Annotated in this window: 27 protein-coding genes and 1 other RNA gene; 16 read left to right on the top strand and 12 right to left on the bottom strand. The window is 56.5% G+C overall.

The genetic code is table 11. The features are described 5' to 3' along the window. Window positions 1-14: 14 nt before the first annotated feature. From MHN28_RS01845 to MHN28_RS01835, 3 genes are all read left to right on the top strand, one after another. Window positions 15-1,229 (top strand): hypothetical protein, encoded by a 1,215-nt coding sequence (locus MHN28_RS01845; RefSeq protein WP_239335354.1) that lies wholly within the window; start codon window positions 15-17, stop codon window positions 1,227-1,229. After that, window positions 1,226-2,575 (top strand): cytochrome P450, encoded by a 1,350-nt coding sequence (locus MHN28_RS01840; protein ID WP_239335353.1) that lies wholly within the window; start codon window positions 1,226-1,228, stop codon window positions 2,573-2,575. The genes MHN28_RS01845 and MHN28_RS01840 overlap by 4 nt, the downstream gene beginning before the upstream one ends. A gap of 71 nt (window positions 2,576-2,646) precedes the next feature. Continuing rightward, complete coding sequence (locus tag MHN28_RS01835) at window positions 2,647-3,528, top strand: fructose bisphosphate aldolase (RefSeq protein WP_239335352.1); 882 nt, start codon at window positions 2,647-2,649, stop codon at window positions 3,526-3,528. 3 nt (window positions 3,529-3,531) lie between these two features. Here the strand turns inward: MHN28_RS01835 and MHN28_RS01830 are convergent, their stop codons facing one another. The 5 genes from MHN28_RS01830 to fumC all read right to left on the bottom strand — a co-directional run bounded on the left by MHN28_RS01830 (window position 3,532) and on the right by fumC (window position 6,499). Then, window positions 3,532-4,134, bottom strand: coding sequence for a DNA-3-methyladenine glycosylase I (locus MHN28_RS01830; RefSeq protein WP_239335695.1), 603 nt, complete (start codon window positions 4,132-4,134; stop codon window positions 3,532-3,534). 67 nt (window positions 4,135-4,201) lie between these two features. Beyond that, window positions 4,202-4,417, bottom strand: coding sequence for a ribbon-helix-helix domain-containing protein (locus MHN28_RS01825; protein ID WP_239335351.1), 216 nt, complete (start codon window positions 4,415-4,417; stop codon window positions 4,202-4,204). Continuing rightward, complete coding sequence (locus MHN28_RS01820) at window positions 4,414-4,590, bottom strand: DUF4169 family protein (RefSeq protein WP_239335347.1); 177 nt, start codon at window positions 4,588-4,590, stop codon at window positions 4,414-4,416. Before MHN28_RS01820 ends, MHN28_RS01825 begins: the two co-directional genes overlap by 4 nt. Next, a complete protein-coding gene (gene aroQ / locus MHN28_RS01815) occupies window positions 4,587-5,111 on the bottom strand; it encodes a gamma subclass chorismate mutase AroQ (protein WP_239335346.1) in 525 nt (174 codons plus the stop codon). The genes MHN28_RS01820 and aroQ overlap by 4 nt, the downstream gene beginning before the upstream one ends. Then, entirely contained in the window at window positions 5,108-6,499 is a 1,392-nt protein-coding gene (gene fumC, locus MHN28_RS01810; RefSeq protein ID WP_239335345.1) for a class II fumarate hydratase, read from the bottom strand. Before fumC ends, aroQ begins: the two co-directional genes overlap by 4 nt. A 207-nt stretch (window positions 6,500-6,706) precedes the next feature. Here fumC and MHN28_RS01805 point away from each other — a divergent pair, with 207 nt between their 5' ends. Next, window positions 6,707-7,270, top strand: coding sequence for a hypothetical protein (locus MHN28_RS01805; RefSeq protein WP_239335343.1), 564 nt, complete (start codon window positions 6,707-6,709; stop codon window positions 7,268-7,270). 33 nt (window positions 7,271-7,303) lie between these two features. Here the strand turns inward: MHN28_RS01805 and MHN28_RS01800 are convergent, their stop codons facing one another. The 7 genes from MHN28_RS01800 to MHN28_RS01770 form a co-directional block, all read right to left on the bottom strand. Continuing rightward, a complete protein-coding gene (locus MHN28_RS01800) occupies window positions 7,304-7,765 on the bottom strand; it encodes an SspB family protein (protein ID WP_239335341.1) in 462 nt (153 codons plus the stop codon). 76 nt (window positions 7,766-7,841) lie between these two features. Next, window positions 7,842-9,095, bottom strand: a complete 1,254-nt coding sequence (gene chrA / locus MHN28_RS01795) for a chromate efflux transporter (protein WP_239335339.1) — start codon at window positions 9,093-9,095, stop codon at window positions 7,842-7,844. Next, entirely contained in the window at window positions 9,092-9,907 is an 816-nt protein-coding gene (locus MHN28_RS01790) for a chromate resistance protein ChrB domain-containing protein (protein WP_239335337.1), read from the bottom strand. Before MHN28_RS01790 ends, chrA begins: the two co-directional genes overlap by 4 nt. Window positions 9,908-10,036: 129 nt before the next feature. Continuing rightward, a complete protein-coding gene (locus MHN28_RS01785) occupies window positions 10,037-10,468 on the bottom strand; it encodes an ester cyclase (protein WP_239335335.1) in 432 nt (143 codons plus the stop codon). A 100-nt stretch (window positions 10,469-10,568) separates the two neighbouring features. Then, window positions 10,569-10,941: a transfer-messenger RNA gene (gene ssrA / locus MHN28_RS01780) on the bottom strand. Between the two features lie 36 nt (window positions 10,942-10,977). Beyond that, window positions 10,978-11,340 (bottom strand): DUF4345 family protein, encoded by a 363-nt coding sequence (locus MHN28_RS01775; RefSeq protein ID WP_239335333.1) that lies wholly within the window; start codon window positions 11,338-11,340, stop codon window positions 10,978-10,980. A 10-nt stretch (window positions 11,341-11,350) separates the two neighbouring features. Then, complete coding sequence (locus MHN28_RS01770; protein ID WP_239335331.1) at window positions 11,351-12,082, bottom strand: FadR/GntR family transcriptional regulator; 732 nt, start codon at window positions 12,080-12,082, stop codon at window positions 11,351-11,353. An 86-nt stretch (window positions 12,083-12,168) separates the two neighbouring features. Between MHN28_RS01770 and MHN28_RS01765 the strand changes: the two genes are divergently transcribed. The 12 genes from MHN28_RS01765 to bamA all read left to right on the top strand — a co-directional run bounded on the left by MHN28_RS01765 (window position 12,169) and on the right by bamA (window position 23,840). Next, a complete protein-coding gene (locus MHN28_RS01765) occupies window positions 12,169-12,960 on the top strand; it encodes a DUF2182 domain-containing protein (protein ID WP_239335329.1) in 792 nt (263 codons plus the stop codon). Window positions 12,961-12,964: 4 nt separating this feature from the next. Continuing rightward, the gene (locus tag MHN28_RS01760; RefSeq protein ID WP_239335327.1) at window positions 12,965-13,669 is read left to right on the top strand and encodes a DUF1326 domain-containing protein; all 705 of its coding nucleotides are present in this window, start codon (window positions 12,965-12,967) and stop codon (window positions 13,667-13,669) included. Beyond that, window positions 13,669-14,175, top strand: a complete 507-nt coding sequence (locus MHN28_RS01755) for a DinB family protein (RefSeq protein ID WP_239335325.1) — start codon at window positions 13,669-13,671, stop codon at window positions 14,173-14,175. The genes MHN28_RS01760 and MHN28_RS01755 overlap by 1 nt, the downstream gene beginning before the upstream one ends. Next, on the top strand, window positions 14,176-15,279 hold the full coding sequence (locus tag MHN28_RS01750) for a dimethylsulfoniopropionate demethylase (RefSeq protein ID WP_239335323.1): 1,104 nt from the start codon (window positions 14,176-14,178) through the stop codon (window positions 15,277-15,279). A gap of 60 nt (window positions 15,280-15,339) precedes the next feature. Then, complete coding sequence (acuI, locus tag MHN28_RS01745; protein ID WP_239335321.1) at window positions 15,340-16,335, top strand: acryloyl-CoA reductase; 996 nt, start codon at window positions 15,340-15,342, stop codon at window positions 16,333-16,335. 186 nt (window positions 16,336-16,521) lie between these two features. Beyond that, complete coding sequence (gene frr / locus MHN28_RS01740; RefSeq protein WP_239335320.1) at window positions 16,522-17,085, top strand: ribosome recycling factor; 564 nt, start codon at window positions 16,522-16,524, stop codon at window positions 17,083-17,085. Between the two features lie 9 nt (window positions 17,086-17,094). Further along, window positions 17,095-17,826 (top strand): polyprenyl diphosphate synthase, encoded by a 732-nt coding sequence (gene uppS, locus MHN28_RS01735; protein WP_239335319.1) that lies wholly within the window; start codon window positions 17,095-17,097, stop codon window positions 17,824-17,826. Continuing rightward, the gene (locus MHN28_RS01730) at window positions 17,823-18,605 is read left to right on the top strand and encodes a phosphatidate cytidylyltransferase (RefSeq protein ID WP_239335318.1); all 783 of its coding nucleotides are present in this window, start codon (window positions 17,823-17,825) and stop codon (window positions 18,603-18,605) included. Before uppS ends, MHN28_RS01730 begins: the two co-directional genes overlap by 4 nt. Then, window positions 18,605-19,777 carry a 1-deoxy-D-xylulose-5-phosphate reductoisomerase gene (dxr, locus tag MHN28_RS01725; RefSeq protein WP_239335317.1) on the top strand — a complete coding sequence of 391 codons (1,173 nt, stop codon included), beginning with the start codon at window positions 18,605-18,607 and terminating at the stop codon, window positions 19,775-19,777. The genes MHN28_RS01730 and dxr overlap by 1 nt, the downstream gene beginning before the upstream one ends. Window positions 19,778-19,781: 4 nt before the next feature. Further along, window positions 19,782-21,134: an RIP metalloprotease RseP gene (gene rseP, locus MHN28_RS01720; RefSeq protein WP_239335316.1), complete on the top strand. Its 1,353-nt coding sequence runs from the start codon at window positions 19,782-19,784 to the stop codon at window positions 21,132-21,134. A gap of 89 nt (window positions 21,135-21,223) precedes the next feature. Next, window positions 21,224-21,352 carry a hypothetical protein gene (locus tag MHN28_RS24780; protein ID WP_255731868.1) on the top strand — a complete coding sequence of 43 codons (129 nt, stop codon included), beginning with the start codon at window positions 21,224-21,226 and terminating at the stop codon, window positions 21,350-21,352. A gap of 127 nt (window positions 21,353-21,479) precedes the next feature. Then, window positions 21,480-23,840, top strand: coding sequence for an outer membrane protein assembly factor BamA (bamA, locus tag MHN28_RS01715; protein WP_239335313.1), 2,361 nt, complete (start codon window positions 21,480-21,482; stop codon window positions 23,838-23,840). Window positions 23,841-23,892 lie beyond the last annotated feature (52 nt).

Below are 23,892 nucleotides of genomic sequence, written 5' to 3'. Positions count from 1 at the left end.
CAGAAGGTAAGGCCATGAGCAGTCAGAATAATCAACCACGGGTGCGGAAACGCCGGGTGTTCTATATTCCCGGCTATGATCCGATTCACCCTCGGCGCTATCGTGAGCTTTATAGAACCGAAAGCAGTGTTCAGGCCGATGTTTCCGGTTATCAAATCGCAGTTTCGGCAAAGTCCGGCGATGGTCCTTACGGCTGGCACGTCCGATCGCATCAGGACGGAGTGGACATTCTGGCCGATGTCGAAGTCCTCGTCTGGTCCGATATCGTCCGCGAGAGCATGTCAAACTCGATCCCCGCGACCTATCTGCAACTGCTTCGAACCGCGTGGATTTACATCTCTACTGGTACTCTGTGGCGGCTGATGCGATTGCGAAAAGGGCCAGTAATCGCAGCGCTGTACCCGGTTGGCATGTTATTGGCCCAGCTTATGCTGGCGATAGGGCTGGCATGGATTGTGACATTGCTTTTTCTTCCGGTTCTCGGGTGGCTCGCGGTAATCCCTGCCGTCGCGTTGGCATATGGGCTGATGCGCTGGTTTCGGAAGATCGATAACCGGTTGTTCGCCTACTATCTGATGCACGACTACGCCTATTCCGCTGAACTGCGGGGGGCGATGTCACAGGAGCTGCGCCAACGCCTGAAAACGTTCAGCGCGCTGATCCGGGATGCATTGCACTCTGATGTCGACGAGGTTCTGGTCGTTGGGCACAGTTCAGGTGCCCATCTGGGCGTCAGCGTATTGGCCGACCTAATCCGAGAGAACGAACCGAATGCCAATGGCCCGCAATTCTCGTTTCTCACGTTGGGGCAGGTTGTTCCCATGGTTTCCTTTCTGCCCGAGGCACAAGAACTACGCGCGGATCTGCAATTCCTTTCCACGCAGAATTGCCTGACATGGGTGGACGTGTCGGCCCCCGGCGATGGGTGTGCCTTTGCTTTGTGTGATCCGGTTGCGGTCAGCGGTGTTGCGACCGATGAAAAAAAGTGGCCTCTGATTCTTTCAGCCGCTTTTACTCAAACCCTGTCACCAGAGCGTTGGCAAAGCTTACGCTGGCGCTTTTTTCGGCTGCATTTCCAGTACCTTTGCGCGTTTGATAACCCCGGTGGTTACGACTATTTCCGCATCACGGCGGGTCCTCAGACCCTTGGGCAACGGTTTCAGGACAGGGCACCGTCCAAATCGCGGGTGGAAAAACCCGTTTCCAAGTATCAATCGGTGAGGGCATGACGCCCCCCAAGCCCAGGCCGCGCCCGGACAAAGTATCGCTTTGGCGATATACGAAGCTGTTTCGCAAAGACATCCTATCCGCCCAGCCGCAACGCCTGTACCGTGCGTGGATGGCCGAGTTCCGTACGCCGTTCTTTCGGTCGTACCTGATAAATCAACCGGAACTCATTGAAACAGTTTTAAAAAAACGCCCTGATGACTTCCCGAAGTCCAATCGTATCAGTGAGGGGTTGCGCCCTTTACTAGGAAACTCGGTGTTCCTGACGAATGGCGAGACCTGGAAGCGGCAGCGCAGGATCATTGACCCCGCTTTTGAGGGCGGTCGGCTGAAGGATACGTTCTCGGCTATGCATGCAGCCGGTCAAGCTGCAGTGGATCGTTTGCGCCCGCAGGTCGGAGAGGTTCTGGAGTGCGAAGAGGTGACCAGTCATATCGCGGCTGATGTCATCTTCCGAACCCTATTCTCGGTTCCAATCGAGCATGAGATTGCCGCGAAGGTTTTTGATAAGTTTCGCAGTTACCAGCGTGAACAACCAATATTGAACGTGGCGGCGTTCGTTCCGTTGCCCAGGTGGGTGCCACGGCTTCATTCTCGGAAAACACGGAAGAATGCAAAAGAGATCAGACGGTTGATCGAACGGCTTACAGCCGATCGTTCGGACCTGATTGCCAAAGGTCAGGCACCCAATGATCTTGCAACCAAAATCATGACAACGCGGGACCCCGAAACCGGGCGAGGGTTTGACACCCGGGAAATGGTCGATCAGGTGGCGATCTTCTTCCTCGCCGGGCACGAAACCAGCGCATCTGCTTTGGCCTGGACGCTCTACCTGATGGCGTTGTACCCGGAATGGCAAGAGAGGCTGGCGGACGAAGCGTCCGCGCTGAACGCCCCAAGTTTTGCCAAGATGTCGCAACTCAAACTCAGCAGAGATGTGTTTCGCGAAGCCCTTCGCCTTTACCCGCCTGTCCCTATGATGGTGCGCGAGGCCACATGCCCCGAGCGATTTCGTGACAGGGATATCCCGGAAGGTTCCCAAGTGGTGATCAGCCCCTGGCATTTGCACCGACAAGAGCGGATTTGGGACAAGCCGGACGAGTTTGACCCGACGCGCTGGAGCACCGAAAACGGTAAGTCCTGTCAGCGCAATGCCTATATCCCGTTCTCAGCCGGGCCGCGCGTATGCACGGGGGCTGGTTTTGCGATGATCGAAGGCCCACTGCTTTTATCGATGCTGCTGCGAAACTTCCGGTTTGAGCTAGTCGAGGGCCGAACGCCAGTTCCGGTTGCCCACCTCACAGTCCGTTCTAAAGACGGAATTTGGTTGCGCGTGGTTGAGCGCTAACAAACTACCATCGCTTTACGCCTTGCTGTATGCGATTGGAAAATGCGGAATCATATTAACGGGAAAGTCTTATGTCCTTAGCAGAACAGCGCGCGCAAATGTCCAACGGTGCAGGTTTTATCGCCGCACTGGATCAAAGTGGTGGCTCGACGCCCAAAGCGCTGGCGCTTTATGGGGTGGAAGCATCGGAATACAACTCGGACGAAGAAATGTTCGGTGAAATTCAGAAGATGCGCGCACGGATCATTCTGGCGGATGACTTCACCAAGGACAAAGTGATCGGCGCGATCCTGTTTGAACGAACTCTGGGCGAGCAGATTGATGGCCGTAAGGTCGCCGATTATCTTTGGTCGGTCAAAGGCATCGTGCCTTTCCTTAAAATCGACAAAGGTTTGGAAGTCGAAGCGAATGGCGTTCAGATGATGAAGCCGATCCCGGGTCTGGCCGAAACACTTGCCAAGGCCGAAGGCGTTTTCGGCACCAAAGAACGTTCGGTTATTCACGAAGCAAACGCCGAAGGCATTGCAGCGGTTGTCGCACAGCAGTTCGATGTCGCGCGTGAAGTTGTCGCGGCCGGCATGGTTCCGATTGTTGAGCCCGAAGTGAACATCAACTCGGCCACCAAAATCGAAGCCGAAGACATCCTGAAGGCTGAAATCCTGAAAAACCTCGACCAGCTGGACGATGGGCAGGACATCATGCTCAAACTGACCATTCCAAGCCAGGCCAACCTTTATGATGAACTGGCCGATCACCCGCGTGTTCTGCGTGTTGTCGCCCTGTCGGGTGGCTATTCGACCGAGCAAGCATGTGATCTGCTGGATCAGAACGGCAAGATGATCGCGTCTTTCTCGCGCGCGTTGACCGAAGGGCTGTCGAAACAACAATCCGATGCTGAATTCAATTCGGCTCTGGGCGGCAATATCGACAAGATCTTCCGCGCATCAGTCTAAGCGCTATACGGGTTTGATGAAATCGCGGCGCAATTGCGCCGCTTTTTCACGCATCACACAGTCCTCGGCGTGATCGTTCACCAGACCCATTGCCTGCATGAAGGCAAAAACGGTGGTCGGTCCAACAAATTTCCATCCCCGCTTTTTCAGGTCTTTTGACATGGCCACGGATTCCGGCGATGTCGATGCGGTCTGAGGATCGGGTGGCGTATCCGCTTCGTACTTCCAAACATATGCAGCCAGAGATCCCTCGGTTGCGATCAACTCTTGCGCGCGTCGCGCGTTGTTGATGACGGCTTCGATCTTTCCACGGTGTCGGACGATACCCGCGTCGTGCAACAAGCGCTGGGTATCGGCATTATCAAACGCAGCGACCGCGTTGATATCAAAGCCTTTGAATGCTTTGCGAAAGTTCTCGCGTTTGGACAGAATAGTTCGCCAACTGAGGCCAGACTGAAAGCTCTCGAGGCATAATTTCTCAAACAGACGTTGATCGTCGCCAACCGGATAGCCCCATTCCTGATCGTGGTAATCAAAGAACTCAGGTGCGGCCTGACACCATGCGCAGCGCGGTTTTCCATCCGGGCCTTCAACCGTTTTCGTCACCACGATGTACTCCTTTTGTTCCCGATTACTTTATGCGGTTTCGTAGCGGAAGAGCAAGCCTGATTTCTCAGGAGCGATACCAATTTAGAATGAAAACCCGTATGGCAGACGCAAGCCCGACTTCTGGATCGCGGGTAACATCAATTTCAGCCGCCAAAGCGTTGATTGGTTGATCTTTTTCTTTAGCGATCGCGCGGAATGCCTGCCAAAATTCATCCTCAAGCGATACGGATGTTCGATGGCCTTTTAGGGTCAGGGAACGTTTGACCGGGCGACCACTCATTTGTCTAGCTTACGGCCATCAAGGTCTTGATCCAGTTTCCGCCGCTGCTTTTTTGCCAGGTCTTTTTCAGCCTTGGTTCGGCCAAACGCAACGGCGTTCTGGTCCGCGCGGGCCTTGTTTTCGGCCCGGGCTTTTTCTTTTCGGTATTTGTTCAGATTGACCGGAGTCGTCATTGCGCGAGCCTCACCTTTGTCAGACTATCGAACAATTCCGCGCGGCTGTCATCTGAAAGGCAGTCGACGCGCACGTCCTCCGAAAACTCAGCCTGTGACGAAGGCGAAACGGGAAGTTGAGCCGACAGCGCTTCTAGGATTTGTCCACCAAGTTCCAAAAGGGCTGGGCGCACTTCCGTCGTAAGATCGGCAAAGTTTTCTGGAACGGGCGTTTGATCCTGTGTCCACCGCTCGATCCAACAGGATTGGATGTCTTTCGCGGCGTCAATTTGCGCCTTAAAGAACAGTTGTGCCGTATCTGGGTCAACGCCAGCCAAGGCAGCCTGTTCCAGCGTTTTTTGAATCACGACTTTCTCGCGCTCAAGGTCTTCGACCGGGCGGTCGTTGGCGTGTTTGAACGCTGCAACGTCTTGCATCCATTCCAGTCTCGAGTCGATCAGATCGAACAATTCCGCCTGTGCGGGTGTTGCTGTGCCCGCGATCAGCAGGCACAGACAGACGGGTTTACCCCAAGCGATCATTTAGGCCCGATCATGTGCTCAGGCCGGACAACTGCGTCGAACGTCTCTTCATCGACAAAGCCCAGCGCGATCGCCTCTTCCTTGAGGGTCGTGCCGTTCTTGTGCGCCGTTTTGGCGACAGTGGTGGCGTTGTCATAACCGATTGTCGGCGCCAGCGCCGTGACCAGCATCAGAGACTCTTTCATCAGCTTGTCGATCCGAGGCTCATTGGCCTTGATTCCTAATAGCATACGCTCGGTAAAGCTGTCGGTAGCGTCGCCCAGCAGCTGAATAGACTGCAGCAGGTTATACGACATCATCGGGTTGTAGACGTTCAGCTGGAAATGGCCCTGCGAACCGGCGAACTTGATCGCGGCGTCATTGCCGATCACATGCGCAGCCACCTGAGTCAGCGCTTCGGCCTGCGTCGGGTTCACTTTGCCCGGCATGATCGATGATCCTGGCTCATTTTCCGGCAGGATCAATTCACCCAGACCCGAGCGCGGGCCCGAGCCAAGGAACCGGATGTCGTTCGCAATCTTGTAGCAAGAGCCCGCAACAGTCGCCAGCGCACCCGATAGGAATACCATGGCATCGTGGGCGGCAAGAGCTTCGAACTTGTTAGGGGCAGTGACGAAGGGCAGGCCGGTGATTTCGGCCATGTTCTTGGCAACAGCCTCGTCCCAGCCGTCATGCGTGTTCAGGCCGGTGCCGACAGCGGTTCCGCCTTGCGCCAGCTCATAGATGCCGGGCATCGCGGCTTCGACCCTGGTGATTCCCTGACGGATCTGGTGCGCATAGCCACCGAATTCCTGCTCCAGCGTCAGCGGTGTCGCGTCTTGTGTGTGCGTACGGCCGATTTTGATGATCCCTGCAAATTCCTTTGCTTTTGCCTCTAAGGCCGATGCGAACTTCTCGAGGCCCGGAAGCAGGACGTCACGAACGCTCATCGCAGTCGCGATGTGCATTGCGGTTGGGAAAGTGTCGTTAGAGGACTGCCCCATATTGCAGTGATCGTTTGGGTGCACCGGTTCTTTCGAACCGATCACGCCGCCCAGAATCTCGATGGCGCGGTTTGCGATGACCTCGTTTGAGTTCATGTTTGACTGTGTGCCCGAACCGGTTTGCCACACGACCAAAGGGAAATTGTCGTCGAACTTTCCCTCGATGACTTCACCGGCAGCCTGAATGATGGCATCGGCGATTTTTGCGTCCAGTTTTCCGGTGGCCTTGTTTTCCATCGCACAGGCCTTTTTGATCACGCCCAGCGCACGCACGATGGCAACGGGTTGCTTTTCCCAGCCGATCGGAAAGTTCATGATCGAACGTTGGGTCTGTGCCCCCCAATACTTGTCGGCGGGAACTTCCAACGGGCCAAAGCTGTCGGATTCGGTGCGGGTCTGAGACATCGGTCACTCCGTCTGGTATGCAGTCGTATGCCGTTTACCCGTGACGACGCCATCGCGCAATCGGCCAGTTGCGCGCACCATAAACTCAAGGCTGCCAAAGGTATAGGCGCGGGGGTGCGTCATTTTTCTTGGTTGCGCTGCCATTAGGACCATTGTGCGTGCCCGCCGCTCAGCTAGAATGCAAAAACCACAGTGATGGAGGTTAAAGTGCTCCTATTTTTCCGGTTTCATCCGCTGAAACTACTCGCGTTTTCATTGGGCGCGTTGTTTTGGGTCGCTTTTGCCAACCTTCAGGCCCATGCGGGGGACATCAAACCCTTTGTCGGCGATTATGTCGGGTCTGCAAATGTCGTCGACGATGACGGCCGCGAAACGCCGCGAGACATGAGCGTGTCCATCCACGAAATATCGGACGGTTTCAACGTCAGTTGGAAGACAACGACTTACAAGGAGGACGGCCGCGTCAAAGAGCAGTCCTTCTCAATCGACTTCAAGCAATCGGACCGGTCCGACGTCTATTCTGCGGCGATGAGGCGAAACGTTTTCGGGCATGAGGTTCCGCTGGACCCGATGCAGGGGGAGCCATTCGTCTGGGGTCGGATCGAAGGTAAGACGTTGACGGTCTTTTCCTTGTTTATCGATGAAAGCGGTGGTTACGAGCTGCAACAATTTGACCGCACGCTGGCGGATGGGGGGCTGAACCTATCATTTTCAAGGTTCCGCAACGGGATAAAATCCCGATCCGTGGAAACGTTCCTCGAAAAACAATAAACCCCGCGCGAGGCGGGGCTTGCTGGCCGGAACTTACTTTCTGAAACTGTCCAGCGAGACGACGTCGGCGTCCTGCTGGACTGTCGGTTCCTCAACTTCGATCGTTTCCTCAACGATGTGCGTTGCGACCTCTTCTTCTTCATCCGGGCTTTCAAAGCGCAGCCCGAATTCGACGGAAGGATCGACAAAGGTCTTGATCGAGGAGTAAGGGATATACAGCGGCTCGGGCGCGTCACCGAAATTCAGCGTGATCGCAAAGCCGTCGTCGCCAACCTCAAGGTTTTCGAACCAGTGCTGCATGACGATTGTCATTTCTTCGGGGTAGCGCTCGCGCAGCCAATCAGCCAGTTCGACCCCGTCTTGCCGGGTGTCGAAGGTGATGAAGAAATGATGCGCCCCAGGCAAACCGTTTTCGGAAACGCTGGTCAGAACCTTTTGGATGAGACCGCGCATCGCGGTGTGCATCAGGGTTCCATAGTCGATGTCCTGCGACATGTGTCATCCTCAAAAGTGGTTATCCCAAGCATAGGGGATTCCTTCGGAAACGAAAGACCGGGAGTGGCCGGATTGTTTAAAGAAAATGAAACCCGACTCCGGCCGCGGCCATTATGGCCAAGGTCACTCCCATGCCGAATTTTAGTTTAAATATCAACACCCCTGCGATCAGAGTTAAAAGCAGAGCAGGCAGGTTCAACGCAGCCAGATCTGGCCAAGGAAGCGTGACTGTGCCCCATGTTTTTTCGGGAATGTCCGCAAAAAGAACGTTCAAAGCGAACCACACGGAAAGGTTGAGAATCACGCCAACGACTGCTGCAGTGATCCCGTGCAAGGCTGCGGACAGCCTGGGGCGGGCTGCCAATTGGTCCAGATAGGGGGCGGCGAGAAAGATCCAAAGGAAACACGGCACGAAGGTCGCCCACAGCGCAACGGCGCCTGCGGCAAGGGCCAGGGAAAACCCACCAGAGATCTGGCCCGTCAGCATGGCGACGAACTGAGTCACCAAGATTAAGGGTCCCGGCGTGGTTTCAGCCAATCCCAAGGCGTCAATCATCTGATCCGTTGACACCCACTGATATTTGTCCACGACGGTCTGGGTCATATAGGCCAGAACGGCATAGGCCCCTCCGAATGTGACAACGGCAAGACGGGCGAAGAACCATCCGAGGTCGCTAAGCAGTTTTTGGCCCGTTACGCTCAGCAAGACCAGCGGACCCAGCCACAGCGTCAGCCAAATGGCACAGGTGCGAAATGGTCGCACAGCGCTAGGGGCAGGGGGCGCTTCTGCAGACCGCGTTTCGCCCTTGAAGCTGACGTAACCCCAAATGGCGGCAGCGAGAATGATTAATGGGAAAGGCAGGTTGAACGCAAAGATCGCGACAAAGCCAAGCCCGGCGATGGCGCGATGCTCGATATCCGTCAAGGCTTTGCGGGACAGGTTTTTTAGTGCCTGAAGCACAATGATGATGACGGTAGCTTTGACCCCAAGAAAACCGGCCTGTACCAGTGGTAAGTCACCAAAAGCCGCGTACAACCCGACCAGCAGAGCAATGATCAGCGCGCCGGGCAGAACAAAGAGACCGCCGGCGATTAGCCCTCCGATCACGCCGCGCAAACGCCAACCAGCATAGGTGGCCAGTTGCATCGCCTCGGGGCCGGGCAGCAACATGCAAAGTGAAAGCGCTCGCAGATAGCTCTGTTCGTCCAGCCACGGCCGCTTTTCCACCAGTTCTTGATGCATCAGGGAGATCTGCGCCGCGGGTCCCCCAAAGGACAAAAGGCCGATGTGCCCAAAGACCCTGACCAGATCCGAAATCGTTGGTGTCATGATTTGCGATCCGCCGGCCAGTCGTGGCGTTCCTCGAACCCGTCGCGCGCCCACCGATACAGCGCGTCATACAGATGCAATCCCGCAGCGAGGTTTTCATGATCATCGCGATATTGCCGGGACAAACCGACAGACACCGCAAGTAACCCGGCAGCCTCTGGCGCAAGGTCATGCCGGTTTGTATCCGCGGCCCGAACCACCGTTGCAAGCCGATCCAGCGCGGGAGAGTGGAGCGCAAACTCATCCAGCATGGTGTCAAAGGTGCACCGGTCTTGCCGGTGGCTGAAATGGGTGTTTTCCATGTCAAAAGGTGTCGCGCCGAACATCTCGGCGGCCGCTTCGACTTCAGCCGGTGCAACGAACAGAAATCTGGCATTCGGATCCACAAACCGCCGGATGAGCCAGGGGCAGGCGATGCGGTCGATCTTGGGGCGATGCCGTGTCACCCACAGCGAACCTTCAGGTCCTACCATTGACAAGGCCGACGCGGGCACACGCGGTGCTCCGGCCATCTCGCGCCAGGCGATCATCCCGCCCTCAAGATATTCGGCTTGAATGCCGTCCCCTCGAAGCCACGAGACAACCGCTTGGCTCAGCTTTTTGCCTTTTTGGCAAATCACGATGACCGGGCGGTCGGCGATCAGTTTCTCAAGCCCCTCAGCGTCTTGCGCCGGGTGGCGAATGGAACCGGGGATCAGGTAGGGGTCAGCCTCAAAATCGGCATCCATGCAAATATCGATCAGCATGGGGGCCTGAGGCGTTCCGATCAGCCGTAACAATTGCTTGGGGGTGATAGAGTTTGGCGCGGGCACAGCATGTCTCCTGGTTTTGTCGGATACATGCGAAACTTGGGCTGACGCCTCACGGGGTGTTCGCAATCTTACCCCATGGCCCTAGCTACCGCGTAAGCGCCAAAAGGGTCAAGATTGCTTCGGTCGGGTTCAGGCCCAATCCAGCCTTTGGCCGGTCATGCAAACCGGAAGAGTGTCCTCAGGAAACTGCCCCAATTGTTCGAATAGTGAGATGAAATCGAACTGGTTGTATGCCTCGACCATGCGCCCGTCTTTGATCCGCCCAATGACACTTCCTGTGGCCTGCAGCGGGGCACCATTGTCCGCACGTGTTGTCCGCAGGTGAATGATGGCGGAAACCCAGTCTCCGTTTTCGATAATTTTCGGCATGTCGACCTGTATGTCCCCCAGAATGTGGCGAAACGCCATGACGAGATCGCGGAAGTCATCGGCACCGACCTGCATTTCCGGGATTAGCCCCTCGGCAGTGGTTTCCGGGGCAAAATACTGGTCAATCGCGTCGGTATTCCCGTTTTCCCAAACTTCGGAATACCATTCTCTGAGTAAATCTGCGTGAGACATCCCAGCTCTCCTTCTTCTGTTGGGATCAGCATGGAATGAAAGAGTGAAAAATCTCTGAACATGTACACGCTCAGCGGAAAACCACAGACATTAGGCGGAAAATGCAGGTTTCTGTTGCCAGGTACCTGCGAACCCCGCCTTACGCGGCTAGGCGCAAGGGCTTAAGTTTCGGTCTTGTTACTGCTTACGCAGCAACTGCAACCGGAGCACGATTGTCGTTTGCAATTGTACTATTTTCGCCGGTAACGGTGGCAGACAGCCGAGACAAAGCTAACCCCTTTAGACGTTCGTCGATCCTATTTCGGCCCCCCGATTCTGAAAGAGTTCCTCAAACGAAGGATACCTCCAGAAGGTATATGGTGGAGCCGCCGGGTACCGCCCCCGGGTCCGATCCGCTTATTACGAGCGCGTTTATGTCCATAGTCCCGAAGGACATTACCTATATAGGTGAGCTGAACTCCGGATGCAAACCGGGAATTCACTTGGGTGTCCAAAACAAAAACAGGGGGTTAGGCGGTCTTGTTGATGTTGGCCAGAATCAGCCAAAGCGCCAAGGCCAGCTCGATTCCACCAAAAGTCACAGCTTTGACCACGGGCGGGTTGTCCAGAATGACGGACACGAACCGTCCCAACGCCGCGCCTGCGTAGACGACACCCAGCATGGCATAGGCCATCGGATTGTTCAGCCACAGTACGGCGAATCCGGTGACGACAAACAATCCGCCGACCGAGGCACGCATCTCGCTCAACCCCATATTACTTTCGGTTGGGGTTAAATCCAACGCTCCCAAGGTAAAACTGGGTGCCAAAAACCCGAACAGGCCAAACCCAACGGTCAGGAGAGCGGCAATCACGTTCAATGCGGTTGTCATCCCATTCTCCTCACGCAGGTTTTCGTCGCTGCTGCGCAACGTCCTGCGCCAGCTGTCTTGTATAGTTCTCAAGCTCAACGAGCGTCGCGTCCACTTTGGTCGAGTCGCGATTTTCCAGCGCGTCGGCAACCTGATTGTGCAGCGCAATGATTGCCTCGCGCGACCGCGCCGTGAAGGTGATCATGTTCATCAAAGGCTGCATGGCCTCGACCGCTCCGGCCAATTGATAGGACAACACGGGATTGCCGGCACCGTCGACGAGGGCACGGTGAAAGGCAACGTCCGAGGCGCAGAAGGCCTCATCCGTGAGGCCCGGTTGTGATTGCCGGTGGACCTCGGCTCGCATTGTGGCCAGTTGATCCGCCGTCCTGCGCTCAGCCGATAAGGGGGCGCAGGCGCGCTCCAGTGCAAAGCGGGCTTCGCAGGCCGTGTCAAAGCTGACCGCATTCATCGACAACAGCAGGGTCGAGGTTGTGATTTGTTGGGAATATGCGCCTTCAAAGCTCAGCCGGTTCACGAAAGCGCCCCCGCTTGCACCGCGCTGAGTGCGGATAAGTGACTGAGCTGCCAGTCTTTTCAGCGCCTCACGCACGGTTGGGCGCGATACTTGAAACTGTTCAGACAGCTCCGCCTCGGACGGCAATCGTTCGTCGACGATCAACTCACCCGAGATAATAGCATCGCGAATGGCCTGAGCAATCTGGGCAGACAGATCAGCAGGCTTCTTGGGGTCAATTTTCATATTCCGGGGACCGTTGGTGAATTTTTATTTGTCTGACATTTAAAAGTCTGACATTTGAAAAGCAAGGACTGAGTCGGGAGGAACGCGTGAGTCGCACAGTTCTACGCAACGCATTTTGGCTGGGGTTTTACGTCCTGATCCTGTGGGCATGGTGGATGATGTTCACCATGAGCGGCGACATGGACCTGGACTGGATCGGCCGCCCCGGTCCGATGGGGCAGGCAATGGCGGCGATGGATCCGCGCATGGACATGTATATGCCCATGGCAGAGTTTGGCCCCTTGTTTTCGATGTGGGCCATTATGATGGCCGCCATGATGCTGCCAACGCTTGTTCCGACCTTGCGCAGCTATGATGACCTGATCCGCAGCGCCAATGGCTCGCGCGCGGGTTGGTTGGGGGTTCTTGGCGGGTATCTCATCGTATGGGTCGGCTTTGCGGCTTTGATTGCAGGCGTGCAACTGGCTTTGTTGTTTGGCGGCGCGGTGGACATGTTGGGCATCTCGAAATCCGGCTGGCTTGCCGGGGGGCTGATGATGGCTGTTGGCGCGTTTCAGTTCACCCGCGCGAAAGAAGTCTGCCATGGCGTCTGCCATGCGCCCATGACCTATTTTCTGGGGCATTGGAAAACCGGGTTCACCGGAGGTATGCGCATGGGTCTGGGACTGGGCGCATTCTGCGTGGGCTGCTGCTGGGGCTTCATGGCGCTTGGTTTTGTGGGCGGAGTGATGAGCCTGCTGTGGATGGGTCTTGCGACCTTTTTCATGGTTTTGGAAAAACTTCCCCAGATCGGGCATGCTGTGACCCGACCGATGGGATTTGCATTGATTGCGGGCGGTCTCGTTCTGCTCGTCTATCCAATAAGCTACGGAGGATAAGCCTATGGCTAAGAACAGAAAACCCGAGGCCGACAGGCTGCCGATCAGCCAGCGCATTGATAGTCGTATGCCAAATCCCAAGCGGCGCGAGATGAGCCCGACGGATTGGGCAATCAAAGGCGAACTGATCCTGAACTGTTCTTGCGACGTGTTCTGCCCCTGCGTTGTCTCGTTGGGTGCGCATCCTCCGACTGAAGGTCACTGCCACGCGTGGATGGGTGTCATAATTGATGAGGGCCATTACGAGGGCGAGGATTTGTCCGGTCTGAACGTTGGGTTGCTCGTCGATATTCCGGGCCGCATGGGCGAGGGCCAGTGGAACGTGGCCGCCTATGTTGATGAGCGGGCCAGCGGCAAGGCGTATAACGGTCTGCTGCAGATTTTCAGCGGACAGGCAGGCGGCACCACGGGTCTGTTCACCATGCTGGTCAGTGAGATCATAGGGGCCGAGCGTGCTCCGGTGCAGATCCAACGCGACGGCAACAAGCGCCGCATCGCGATCGGCCGCAAAATTCAGGGTGAGATCGAGATGCTGGGCGGCAAAGATCCGGAACACCCGGTCATGGTGTCGAACTCGAAGTATTGGATGGGGCCAGACATCATCGTTGCGCGCGGGACGAAGTCCAAGGTGCGTGATTACGGGCGTGTTTGGGACTTTGGTGGAAAATCCGCTGAAATCTGCCCAATCGACTGGCGCGGGCCAAAGTGATGATCAGCGCCGCCTACGCTCAGGAGATGGCCCGATATAATCACTGGCAGAACAGCCAGTTGAAGGGGTTTCTTGCAGCCCTGCCAAGTCAGGAACTGACCCGAGAACGCGGAGCATTCTTCGGGTCGATTCTTGGTACGGCAAATCATCTGCTTTGGGGCGACTGGATATGGATGTCACGTTTCGACAAAGGCCAGGGGCCGGGTGGCGGTATCCCGGAAAGCCCGACCTTGTGCGCGGATCTGGCCGAATGGTTGCCGCTGCGCGATCAGATCGATGAACGGATTTTCAACTGGGTTACTACTCTGAAAGACGGGGATCTGACCGGCCCGTTTACATGGTATTCTGCCGCCAAAGAAGCGGATGTCACAAAACCCTATGCACAGTGCGTCATCCATTTCTTCAATCACCAAACACATCACCGGGGTCAGTTGCACCAAATGCTGACCGAAACAGGTTCAACCGCCCCGGTGAGCGATCTGGTTTTTCTGCCTGAGGAGGCCTAAGTGGTTCAGATTTCGCTGTCACGTCGCCTGCGCCGAACGCCTTTTTCTGACGGTGTCGAAGCGGCTGGTGTCAAGGGATATACGGTTTACAACCGCATGTTATTGCCGACTGTTTTCGAATCCGTCGAAGCGGATTACCGGCATTTGAAAACCCATGTGCAGGTTTGGGATGTCTCATGCGAACGACAGGTCGAACTGCGCGGGCCGGACGCTGCGCGGCTGATGCAGATGCTGACGCCGAGGGACCTTCGGGGCATGCTTCCTGGTCAGTGCTTTTATGTGCCCATCGTCAACGAAACAGGCGGCATGCTGAACGATCCTGTGGCCGTAAAGCTCTCGGAGGACCGGTGGTGGATCTCGATCGCCGACAGCGACCTTCTGCTTTGGGTCAAAGGGATCGCCAACGGCTATCGGCTGGATGTGCTGGTGGATGAGCCCGATGTGTCCCCTCTGGCAGTTCAGGGACCTAAAGCAGACGAGTTGATGGCTCGGGTTTTTGGCGACCGAGTCCGTGATATCCGGTTCTTCAGGTTCGACAAGTTCGCGTTCGAAGGGCGTGAACTGGCGGTTGCCAGGTCGGGCTATTCCAAACAGGGCGGGTTCGAAATCTACGTTGAAGGGTCGGACATAGGCATGCCTTTGTGGAACGCCTTGTTTGCAGCAGGAGAAGACCTGCAGGTCCGCGCGGGCTGTCCGAACCTGATCGAGCGGATCGAGGGCGGGTTGCTGTCCTATGGTAACGACATGACCGACGACAACACCCCGCATGAATGCGGTTTGGGCAAGTTCTGCAATACGCACACGGCGATCGGCTGTATTGGGCGGGATGCGCTTTTGCGGGTCGCAAAGGAGGGACCGGTGCAGCAGATCCGTCCAATAGCAATTGATGGAGACTCTGTACCTCCATGCGATCGCCCCTGGCCGGTGGTCGCGGGCGGCAAACAGGTCGGGCAGGTGACTTCGGCAGTTTGGTCGCCCGATTTCCAGACAAATGTCTCAATCGGGATGGTCAAGCTCAGCCACTGGGACCCGGGAACACAAATCGAAGTTGAAACACCAGACGGAATGCGCAGCGCAACGGTTCAGGAAAAATTCTGGATTTGAACTGTGGGAATTCACATCAGCAACAGTTGATGGGCGATTGAAAATGAAAGGAAAGCTGGAATGTTCAGTGCATTGGTGATGGATAAGGACGAAGAAAGCGGTCTGGCGAGCGCTTCGGTCAAACAACTTTCCGAAGGGGACTTGCCCAACGGTGAAGTCACGGTTGCGGTTGAGTATTCGACTGTGAACTACAAGGATGGTCTGTGCATGTCACCAAAGGGCGGTGGTCTGGTGCGGAACTACCCGCATGTTCCCGGTGTCGACTATAGTGGAACCGTCGAGGCGTCCTCGGACGAACGCTACAAGCCCGGCGACAAGGTGGTGCTGACCGGTTGGCGTGTTGGCGAGGCGCATTGGGGCGGATACTCGCAAAAGGCCAGCGCTTTGGCCGATTGGCTGGTCCCTTTGCCCGAAGGTCTGGACACGCGACAGGCCATGGCAGTGGGCACCGCTGGTTTCACTGCGATGCTGGCGGTCATGGCGCTTGAGGATCAGGGCATGCAGAAGGACCATGGGCCGGTTTTGGTCACAGGCGCCGCCGGTGGCGTTGGGTCGGTTGCGACGGCCATTCTGGCCAATCTGGGCTATGAAGTGGCTGCAGTGACCGGTCGACCAGAGGCGGGCGAATACCTTAAATCATTGGGTGCGACGACCATTGTTCCGCGCGAAGACCTCAATGAAACCGTAAAACGTCCGCTGGAAAGTGAAACTTGGGCGGGATGTGTTGACGCGGTTGGCGGCGAGATGCTGGCGCGCGTACTGGGGCAAATGAAATACGGTGCTTCGGTCGCCGCGGTCGGTCTGGCCGGAGGGGCAGGGCTGCCCGCAAGCGTCATCCCCTTCCTGTTGCGCGGCGTGAACTTGCTGGGCATCGACAGCGTGATGCAGCCATATGACAACCGGGTCCGTGCGTGGCAGCGCGTGGCGACTGATCTGCCGATGGATAAGCTTGAGGCGATGGTCCATCCCGCGACCCTGGGTGATCTGCCACAATTGGGGGCAGATATTCTCAAGGGACAGGTGAAAGGCCGCGTGGTCGTCGACGTAAACGCCTGATTCCCGAGTAAATGAGTTGATCCGGCCGATCTTAATGTCGGTCGGTTCAATTGCCCCTGAAAGAACCCGAAATTGTCAGAAACACCTCTGGCCATTGGCGCAATTCCACATCATCATTGCTATACATCCCAATTGCGATGGACTATGAGCCAAGCAAACAGCACCTGAAGACGGGGAGTGAGCAGCATGTCTGACGATTTTGAACTGGACACCGACGATCTGAAGCGCCGTATGGAAGGCGCGATGGGCAACCTGAGAACCGAGTTTGCGTCCTTGCGGACGGGCCGCGCATCGGCATCGATGCTGGAACCGATCATGGTTGATGCCTATGGATCGATGACTCCGATCAATCAGGTCGGAACCGTCAATGTTCCGGAACCCCGCATGGTGACGGTGAATGTCTGGGACAAGGGTTTGGTCGGCAAGGTTGAAAAAGCGATCCGCGAAAGCGGTCTGGGCATCAACCCGCAGCTGAACGGCACCATCATCATGCTGCCGATTCCCGAGTTGAACGAAGAACGCCGCCGGGAACTGGGTAAAGTTGCAGGACAATATGCCGAGCACGCCCGCGTTTCTATCCGCAACGTCCGTCGTGACGGTATGGATCAGATCAAGAAGGCCAAAGCCGACGGAATGTCGGAGGACGATCAGAAGTTCTGGGAGAGCGAAGTTCAGGATCTGACCGACGAGATGATCAAAAACGTGGATGCCGCGCTTGAGACCAAGCAGGCAGAGATCATGCAGGTCTGAGCCCGGAATATGCCCGACACCGCTCATACTTCGACCGTGACCGGACCTCGCCACGTTGCCATCATCATGGATGGCAATGGTCGATGGGCACAGGCGCGAAACCGGCCGAGGCTTTTTGGACACCAGGCCGGTGCCCGGCGGGTGCGCGACGTGGTCGAAGCCTGCCCAGCGTTGGGTATCAAGTATCTGACTGTATTCGCCTTCTCGACCGAGAACTGGAAACGAACCCAGGTCGAGGTCGCCGGGCTGATGAGCCTGTTTCGTCGTTATATCATCAAAGAGGCGCGCAACCTGACCAAAGCCGGCGTCCGGGTTCGCTTTATCGGCGATAGGGTTCGGCTGGACTCGAAACTGACCGATCTGATGGACATGCTTGAAGATGCGACGAAAGACAACGACCTCGTCCATCTGACCATCGCCATTAATTACGGCGGGCGGGACGAGGTCGCGCGGGCGACCAAACGTCTGGCGCGCGACGTGTTCGAGGGCCGCCTGCGTCCCGAAGACGTGGGTGAGGAAACCCTGCCCAAATATCTGGATACGCATGTTCTTCCCGACCCGGATCTTGTGATCCGGACAAGCGGCGAGGCGCGCATTTCCAACTTTCTTTTGTGGCAGTCGGCTTATTCGGAATACGAATTCATCGACACGCTCTGGCCCGACTTTACCGCCGCCGAGCTTGAGCGGCTGTGCCGTAACTTTGGAACCCGTGACAGACGCTTTGGGGCGGTCCCGGCATGAGCGAAGGCCGATGGTCTGACCTGAGCGCACGTGTCCTGTCGGCCGCGGTACTGGTTTGCATAGGTTCAGTCGAGGTGTGGCTGGGTGGCCTGTGGTTTGAATCCTTTATAGCAGTCGCCTGCGGTCTGATGACCTGGGAACTGGTTCGGATGATCGATCCCGAACGAAACGGCGTTGCAATCCAATTGGGGATTTTGACCGGCGTCGCGGTTATTCTGAGCTATCATCTGCCACCGCTGTACAAGTTGCCGTTCCTGCTGGCTCCGGCATTGGTTGGGGCGGGGCAGATCAGTAAGTCAAAGGGGACTTACGCGCTGTTTGCCATCTGGATTGCGGCTGCAGGTCTGGGTTTCATTTCAATCCGCGAGAACATGGGATTCGGCTGGATGGTCTGGCTGATATCGGTGGTCGTAGCCACCGATGTCGCCGGCTACTTTGTTGGCAAAACCTTCGGTGGCCCTAAGTTCTGGCCAAAGGTCAGCCCAAAGAAGACATGGTCCGGCACAGCCGGAGGATGGATTGCAGCAGCCATTGTTGGAGCCATTTTTGCCGCTCATGCCGGGTTCGGGGTATTGTTCGTGCTGATCTCAGTACTTGCGTCCATGGCCAGCCAGCTTGGTGACATTGTCGAAAGCGCGACCAAACGAAAGTTCGGGGTCAAGGACAGTTCGAACCTGATACCGGGCCATGGCGGCTTTCTGGATCGCTTTGACGGCATGATGGGCGCGGCCCTGTTCATTTTGATAGCCGGGATTCTCTATTCCCCCGGAGCCATGTGATGCGCAAAATCTCAATTTTCGGCGCGACCGGATCAATCGGGCAGAACACAATTGATCTGATCGACCGCGATGCGGCAGCTTATGATGTGGTGGCGCTGACAGGCGGGGCCAACATCGAAAAACTGGCCCATGACGCCGTGCGCCTACAGGCGGAAGTGGCCGTAACGGCCTATGAGGACCGGCTGGATGATCTGCGCGCAGCCTTGGCCGGTTCCGGAGTCGAAGCCGCAGCGGGTCAAACCGCACTGACCGAAGCTGCGGCGCGGCCAGCCGATTGGGTCATGTCCGCCATCGTTGGCGCAGCTGGCCTTGAGCCAGGTCTGGAGGCGTTGAAACAAGGTTCGACGCTGGCTTTGGCCAACAAGGAAACTCTTGTTTGCGCGGGCGCATTGGTTTTGGAAACAGCTAAAGCCAATGGCGCGCGGCTGCTACCGGTCGACAGTGAGCATTCGGCCGTGTTTCAGGCGCTTGTCGGTGAAGATATGAACGCGGTTGAGCGAATAATCATCACCGCAAGCGGCGGTGCCTTCCGGGACTGGCCGCTTTGCGATCTGGCACGGGCTACCGTGGAACAAGCCTCAAGCCATCCGAACTGGAATATGGGGCAGCGGATAACCATCGACAGCGCATCTATGTTCAACAAGGCGCTGGAATTGATTGAAACTAAAGAGTTCTTTGGCGTTGCTCCGGATCAGATCGAGGTTCTGGTGCACCCGGAATCCATCGTCCACGCCATGGTCGGCTTCGCGGACGGTGGGGTCATGGCACATATGGGCGCCCCGGATATGCGGCACGCTATCGGCTATGCGCTTCATTGGCCGGACCGTCGCGGCCTGCCGGTTGACCGTTTGAATCTGGCAAAACTGGGCCAGTTGAGGTTCAATGAACCGGATGAGGCCCGCTATCCGGCCCTGCGCCTTGCCAGAAATGTGATGAAGCGGGGCGGTCTGTCTGGCGCCGTTTTCAACGCAGCAAAAGAACGGGCGCTGGATCGGTTTATCGCCCGCGAAATCGGATTTCTTCAGATGGCCGACATTGTCGAGTCCGTTCTGGACAGGTTTGAGGCCGCGGACGGCCTTATTGACGCCCCTTTGACCCTTGATAACGTGCTGCAAACGGACCATCTGGCACGTACGTGGGTTGATGATGCTGTCATCCAACGAGCAGGATAGAATTTTGGACGTACTTTCTCTGATCCCTCAGTTTGGCAATTTGCTGTACACGATCATTGCCTTTGTCATCGCGCTTTCGGTGATCGTTGCGGTGCATGAATACGGTCATTACATCGTTGGGCGCTGGTCGGGCATTCATGCCGAGGTGTTTTCGATCGGGTTCGGACCTGTTCTCTGGAGTCGTGTGGACAAGCGCGGCACACGCTGGCAGATCGCGGCGTTACCCTTTGGTGGTTATGTGAAATTCCTTGGTGACGCGAACGCCGCATCGGGAAAAGACGAAACCGCCATGAGCGAGATTTCAGAACAAAACCCTGAAGAGTTACGCCGCACCATGCATGGGGCACCTTTGTGGGCGCGCGCAGCTACAGTTGCTGCGGGGCCGGTGTTCAATTTCGCGATGTCCATTGTGGTTTTTGGTCTGATCTTCCTGACCCAAGGCGTCACCAAAGAACCTTTGACGGTCGGCACATTGCATCCTTTGCCGGGCACCGTGCAGGAGCTGCAGGAAGGGGACGAGATCGTCGCTATCGAAGGTATCCCGGTTCCGGATTTCGATCAGGACGGTGCCTGGAGTGATTTCACCGACGCTTTGCCGGTTGAGCCGGTTCTGGATTACACAGTCATTCGGGACGATCTGACGGTAGATGTATCCGCCCCATGGTTGTTTCCGCCGCTGATTCAGCAGGTCGCCCCGCGAAGTGCTGCGATGGATATCGACCTGAAACAGGGTGACGTCATCACAGCCGTGAACGGTGATCCCATCTTTGCCTTCGATCAGTTGAAAGACCACGTTGAAGGATCAGACGGGAAAGTTCTGCTGGTGGATGTGTGGCGCGACGGTGCTGAACTGGAGTTTGCGCTGGCACCGCGTCGCACAGATGAACCGCAACCGGATGGCGGCTTTGTCACGCATTGGCGCATCGGAATCGTTGGCGGCATGATGCTGGAACCTGCGACCGAACCGGCCGGCATTCTGGAGTCGTTGTCCGGCGGTGCGCGACAAACCATGCGTATCATCGAGGGCTCTCTGTCCGGGATCTGGCACATGGTTACGGGCGCAATCAGCACGTGCAACATGTCCGGACCGATTGGAATCGCCGAAACCTCGGGAGCCATGGCCAGTCAGGGCGCGCAAAACTTCATCTTCTTTATCGCTGTATTGTCTACGGCCGTAGGTCTGCTGAACCTCTTTCCGATCCCGGCACTGGACGGAGGGCATCTGGTTTTCTACGCCTATGAAGCTGTCGCAGGCAAACCGCCCAGCGATGGTGTGCTGAAGGTGTTGATGGGGGTAGGGGTGTCGTTGATTCTGGGCTTGATGATCTTTTCGGTCTCAAACGACTTGTTCTGCTGATTGTGGCTAAGCAAGCGTACAAAAGCCGTAATTTCGCCCCAATCCGTGCGTAAGTTTCCGCACTGTGAATTCTTGTGTCAGAGGCTCAAATGACAAAGGCGCTGCGGAAATCTTACCAAAGCTTCAGCTTCCTGTTCATGCTGAACTGGGACACTCTGCTGTTTTTCGGTGCAACCGCGTTGGCCATGGGCGGTTGGGCCTATGTGATCAACATGTGATTCTTGCTCCCTTTCTGAAAAGGACATGCAGCGGCCCACTGGGCCGCTTTGTATTTTGGTCTTTTGACAAGGGTAATTAATCTCGCTACTCAACAATAAAGTCCTGAAATTCTGGGTAGAGAAAAAAATGACAGATAGGCGAGGCGCGGGCACATCCTGCGGGGGGCAGAAGCCAACAAACAAGATTTTGTGGCAGACGCTACGTATTTTTTCCTTTGTTTTTATAGCTGGATTTGCGTCTCTGCCGGGGGTAGCACACGCGCAAAGCTACACCTTCAATTCGTTCGATGTTGAGGGGAACCGGCGGATTGAAAGGTCGACAGTTATAGCCCGAACAGGGATTCAACCGGGGCAGACAGTGACTGCCGGGGAATTGAATGACGCCTATCAGCGTTTGCTTGACAGTGGTGTTTTTGAAACAGTCGAGTTGACACCACGTGGCAGTACTCTTGTGATCGAAGTCGCTGAGTACCCGACGATCAACCAGATCAGCATCGAAGGCAATCGCCGGGTGAAGGATGATGTCCTGCTGGAGGCCATCAACTCTCAGCCTCGCCGGGTTTTCACGCCCCAGGTTGCCGAAGCCGACGCAGATCAGATTGCGGAAATCTACTCGGCACAGGGCCGTGTATCGGCGACGGTCATTCCCCGCATTATCCGCCGCAGCGATAACCGCGTCGATCTTGTGTTTGAGATTGCCGAAGGCACCACTATCGAAGTTGAACGCGTAAGCTTCGTTGGCAACCGGGCGTTCTCGGATCGTCGCCTGCGGCGCGTGCTTGAGACTAAGCAGGCGAACATCCTGCGCACATTCCTGCGCGGCGACACGTTCATCGCGGATCGGATCGAATTCGACAAACAGGTCATTCGGGACTTTTACCTGTCCCGTGGCTACGTGGATTTCCGCGTCAACAGCGCGAATGTGGAATTCACACGCGAGCGCGATGCGTTCTTCCTTGTGATGAACATCACCGAAGGTCAGAAGTTCTCGTTCGGCAAAATCTCGACCGTCAGCGAAATTCCGGGGGTCGATCCGGCCCCGTATCAGGCGGCTCTGAAGATCAAACCGGGAGTAACTTACTCTCCGTCGCTGATCGAAAACTCGATTGCACGTCAGGAACGACTAGGCCTGAGACAGGGTGTAGACTTTCTGCGGGTTGAACCTCGGGTTACGCGCAATCCGCGCGATCTGACGCTGGATGTACAGTTCGTTCTGACACGTGGTCCTCGGATTTTTGTTGAGCGCATCGACATCGAAGGCAACACGACGACTCTGGACCGCGTGATCCGGCGCCAGTTCGACACTGTCGAAGGCGACCCGTTCAACCCACGTGAGATTCGTCAAAGTGCCGAGCGCATCCGCGCCCTTGGGTTCTTTGCGGTGGCAGACGTTGAGCCGCGCGAAGGTTCGACCCCCAGCCAGGTGATTGTCGACGTGGACGTCGAAGAACAGCCGACCGGTTCGCTGAGCCTGGGTGGTAGCTACTCGGTTTCCGACGGTTTCGGGATTGCGATCGGTCTGAACGAATCGAACTTCCTGGGCCGTGGCCAAAACCTCGGTGTTACGCTGTCGACCGCACAAGACTCGGAGCAATACACTCTGAACTTCACCGAACCGTATCTGCTGGGCCGCCGGTTGCAATTTGACCTGGGGCTGGGGCTTGCCTCGACCAACTCAAGCTTTGCCAGCTACGACACGCAGCGGGTCTTCTTCAATCCTCAGCTGAGCTATGCGATTGGCGAGCTGTCGTCTCTCCGGTTGCGGTACGGCTGGGACCGTAGCGAGATGACGCAGCAGGACAATGAAACCAATGGTGCGGTCATTGCGTCCGAGATCGAACAGGGCAAACGTACTACCAGCTCGCTGGGTGTGTCCTACGTCTATGACAGCCGTCGCGGTGGTCTGAACCCGAATGCAGGTGTTCTATTTGAAGTTGGTGTTGATGCAGCCGGGCTTGGCGGCGATAACGAATACTACAAAACCACTGCCCGTGGTATCGCACAGACCCGCGTTCTGAGCGAAGAAGTCGTCCTGCGCGCGTCGCTGGAACTGGGCGCGCTGCATTGGAGAGGCGACGATTTCAGCCGAACCATCGACCGCTTTGTTCTCGGGCCGAACACGTTCCGGGGCTTCGAGCCCGCAGGTCTGGGTCCGCGCGACCTGTCCAACGGTCAGGACGATGCGATTGGTGGTAACTACTACTGGGTTGCACGTCTGGAATCAGACTTCCCTCTGGGCTTGCCAGAAGAGCTAGGCCTGCGCGGCGGCGTGTTCTATGACTTCGGTAACCTGTACAACATCAACAACGTGAACACTGCCGGTGCTGATATTGTTGGTGCCGACGGCTCCATCCGTCACGTCATCGGTCTTTCGGTTCTGTGGACCACACCTTTTGGTCCGCTGCGCTTCAACTTCTCGCAAGCTCTGAAGAAAGAGGACTTCGACAAGGAGCAGAATTTTGACCTGACCATTCAGGCACGGTTCTGATCCCCAGATGTTGAATTCGATATACTCAAGAGTGCAGGGCCCATTGCGGGCC

It is taken from the genome of Ruegeria sp. Ofav3-42 (genome assembly GCF_022347725.1).
GTDB lineage: Bacteria > Pseudomonadota > Alphaproteobacteria > Rhodobacterales > Rhodobacteraceae > Ruegeria.
This window is presented reverse-complemented; position numbering and strand designations above follow the sequence as displayed.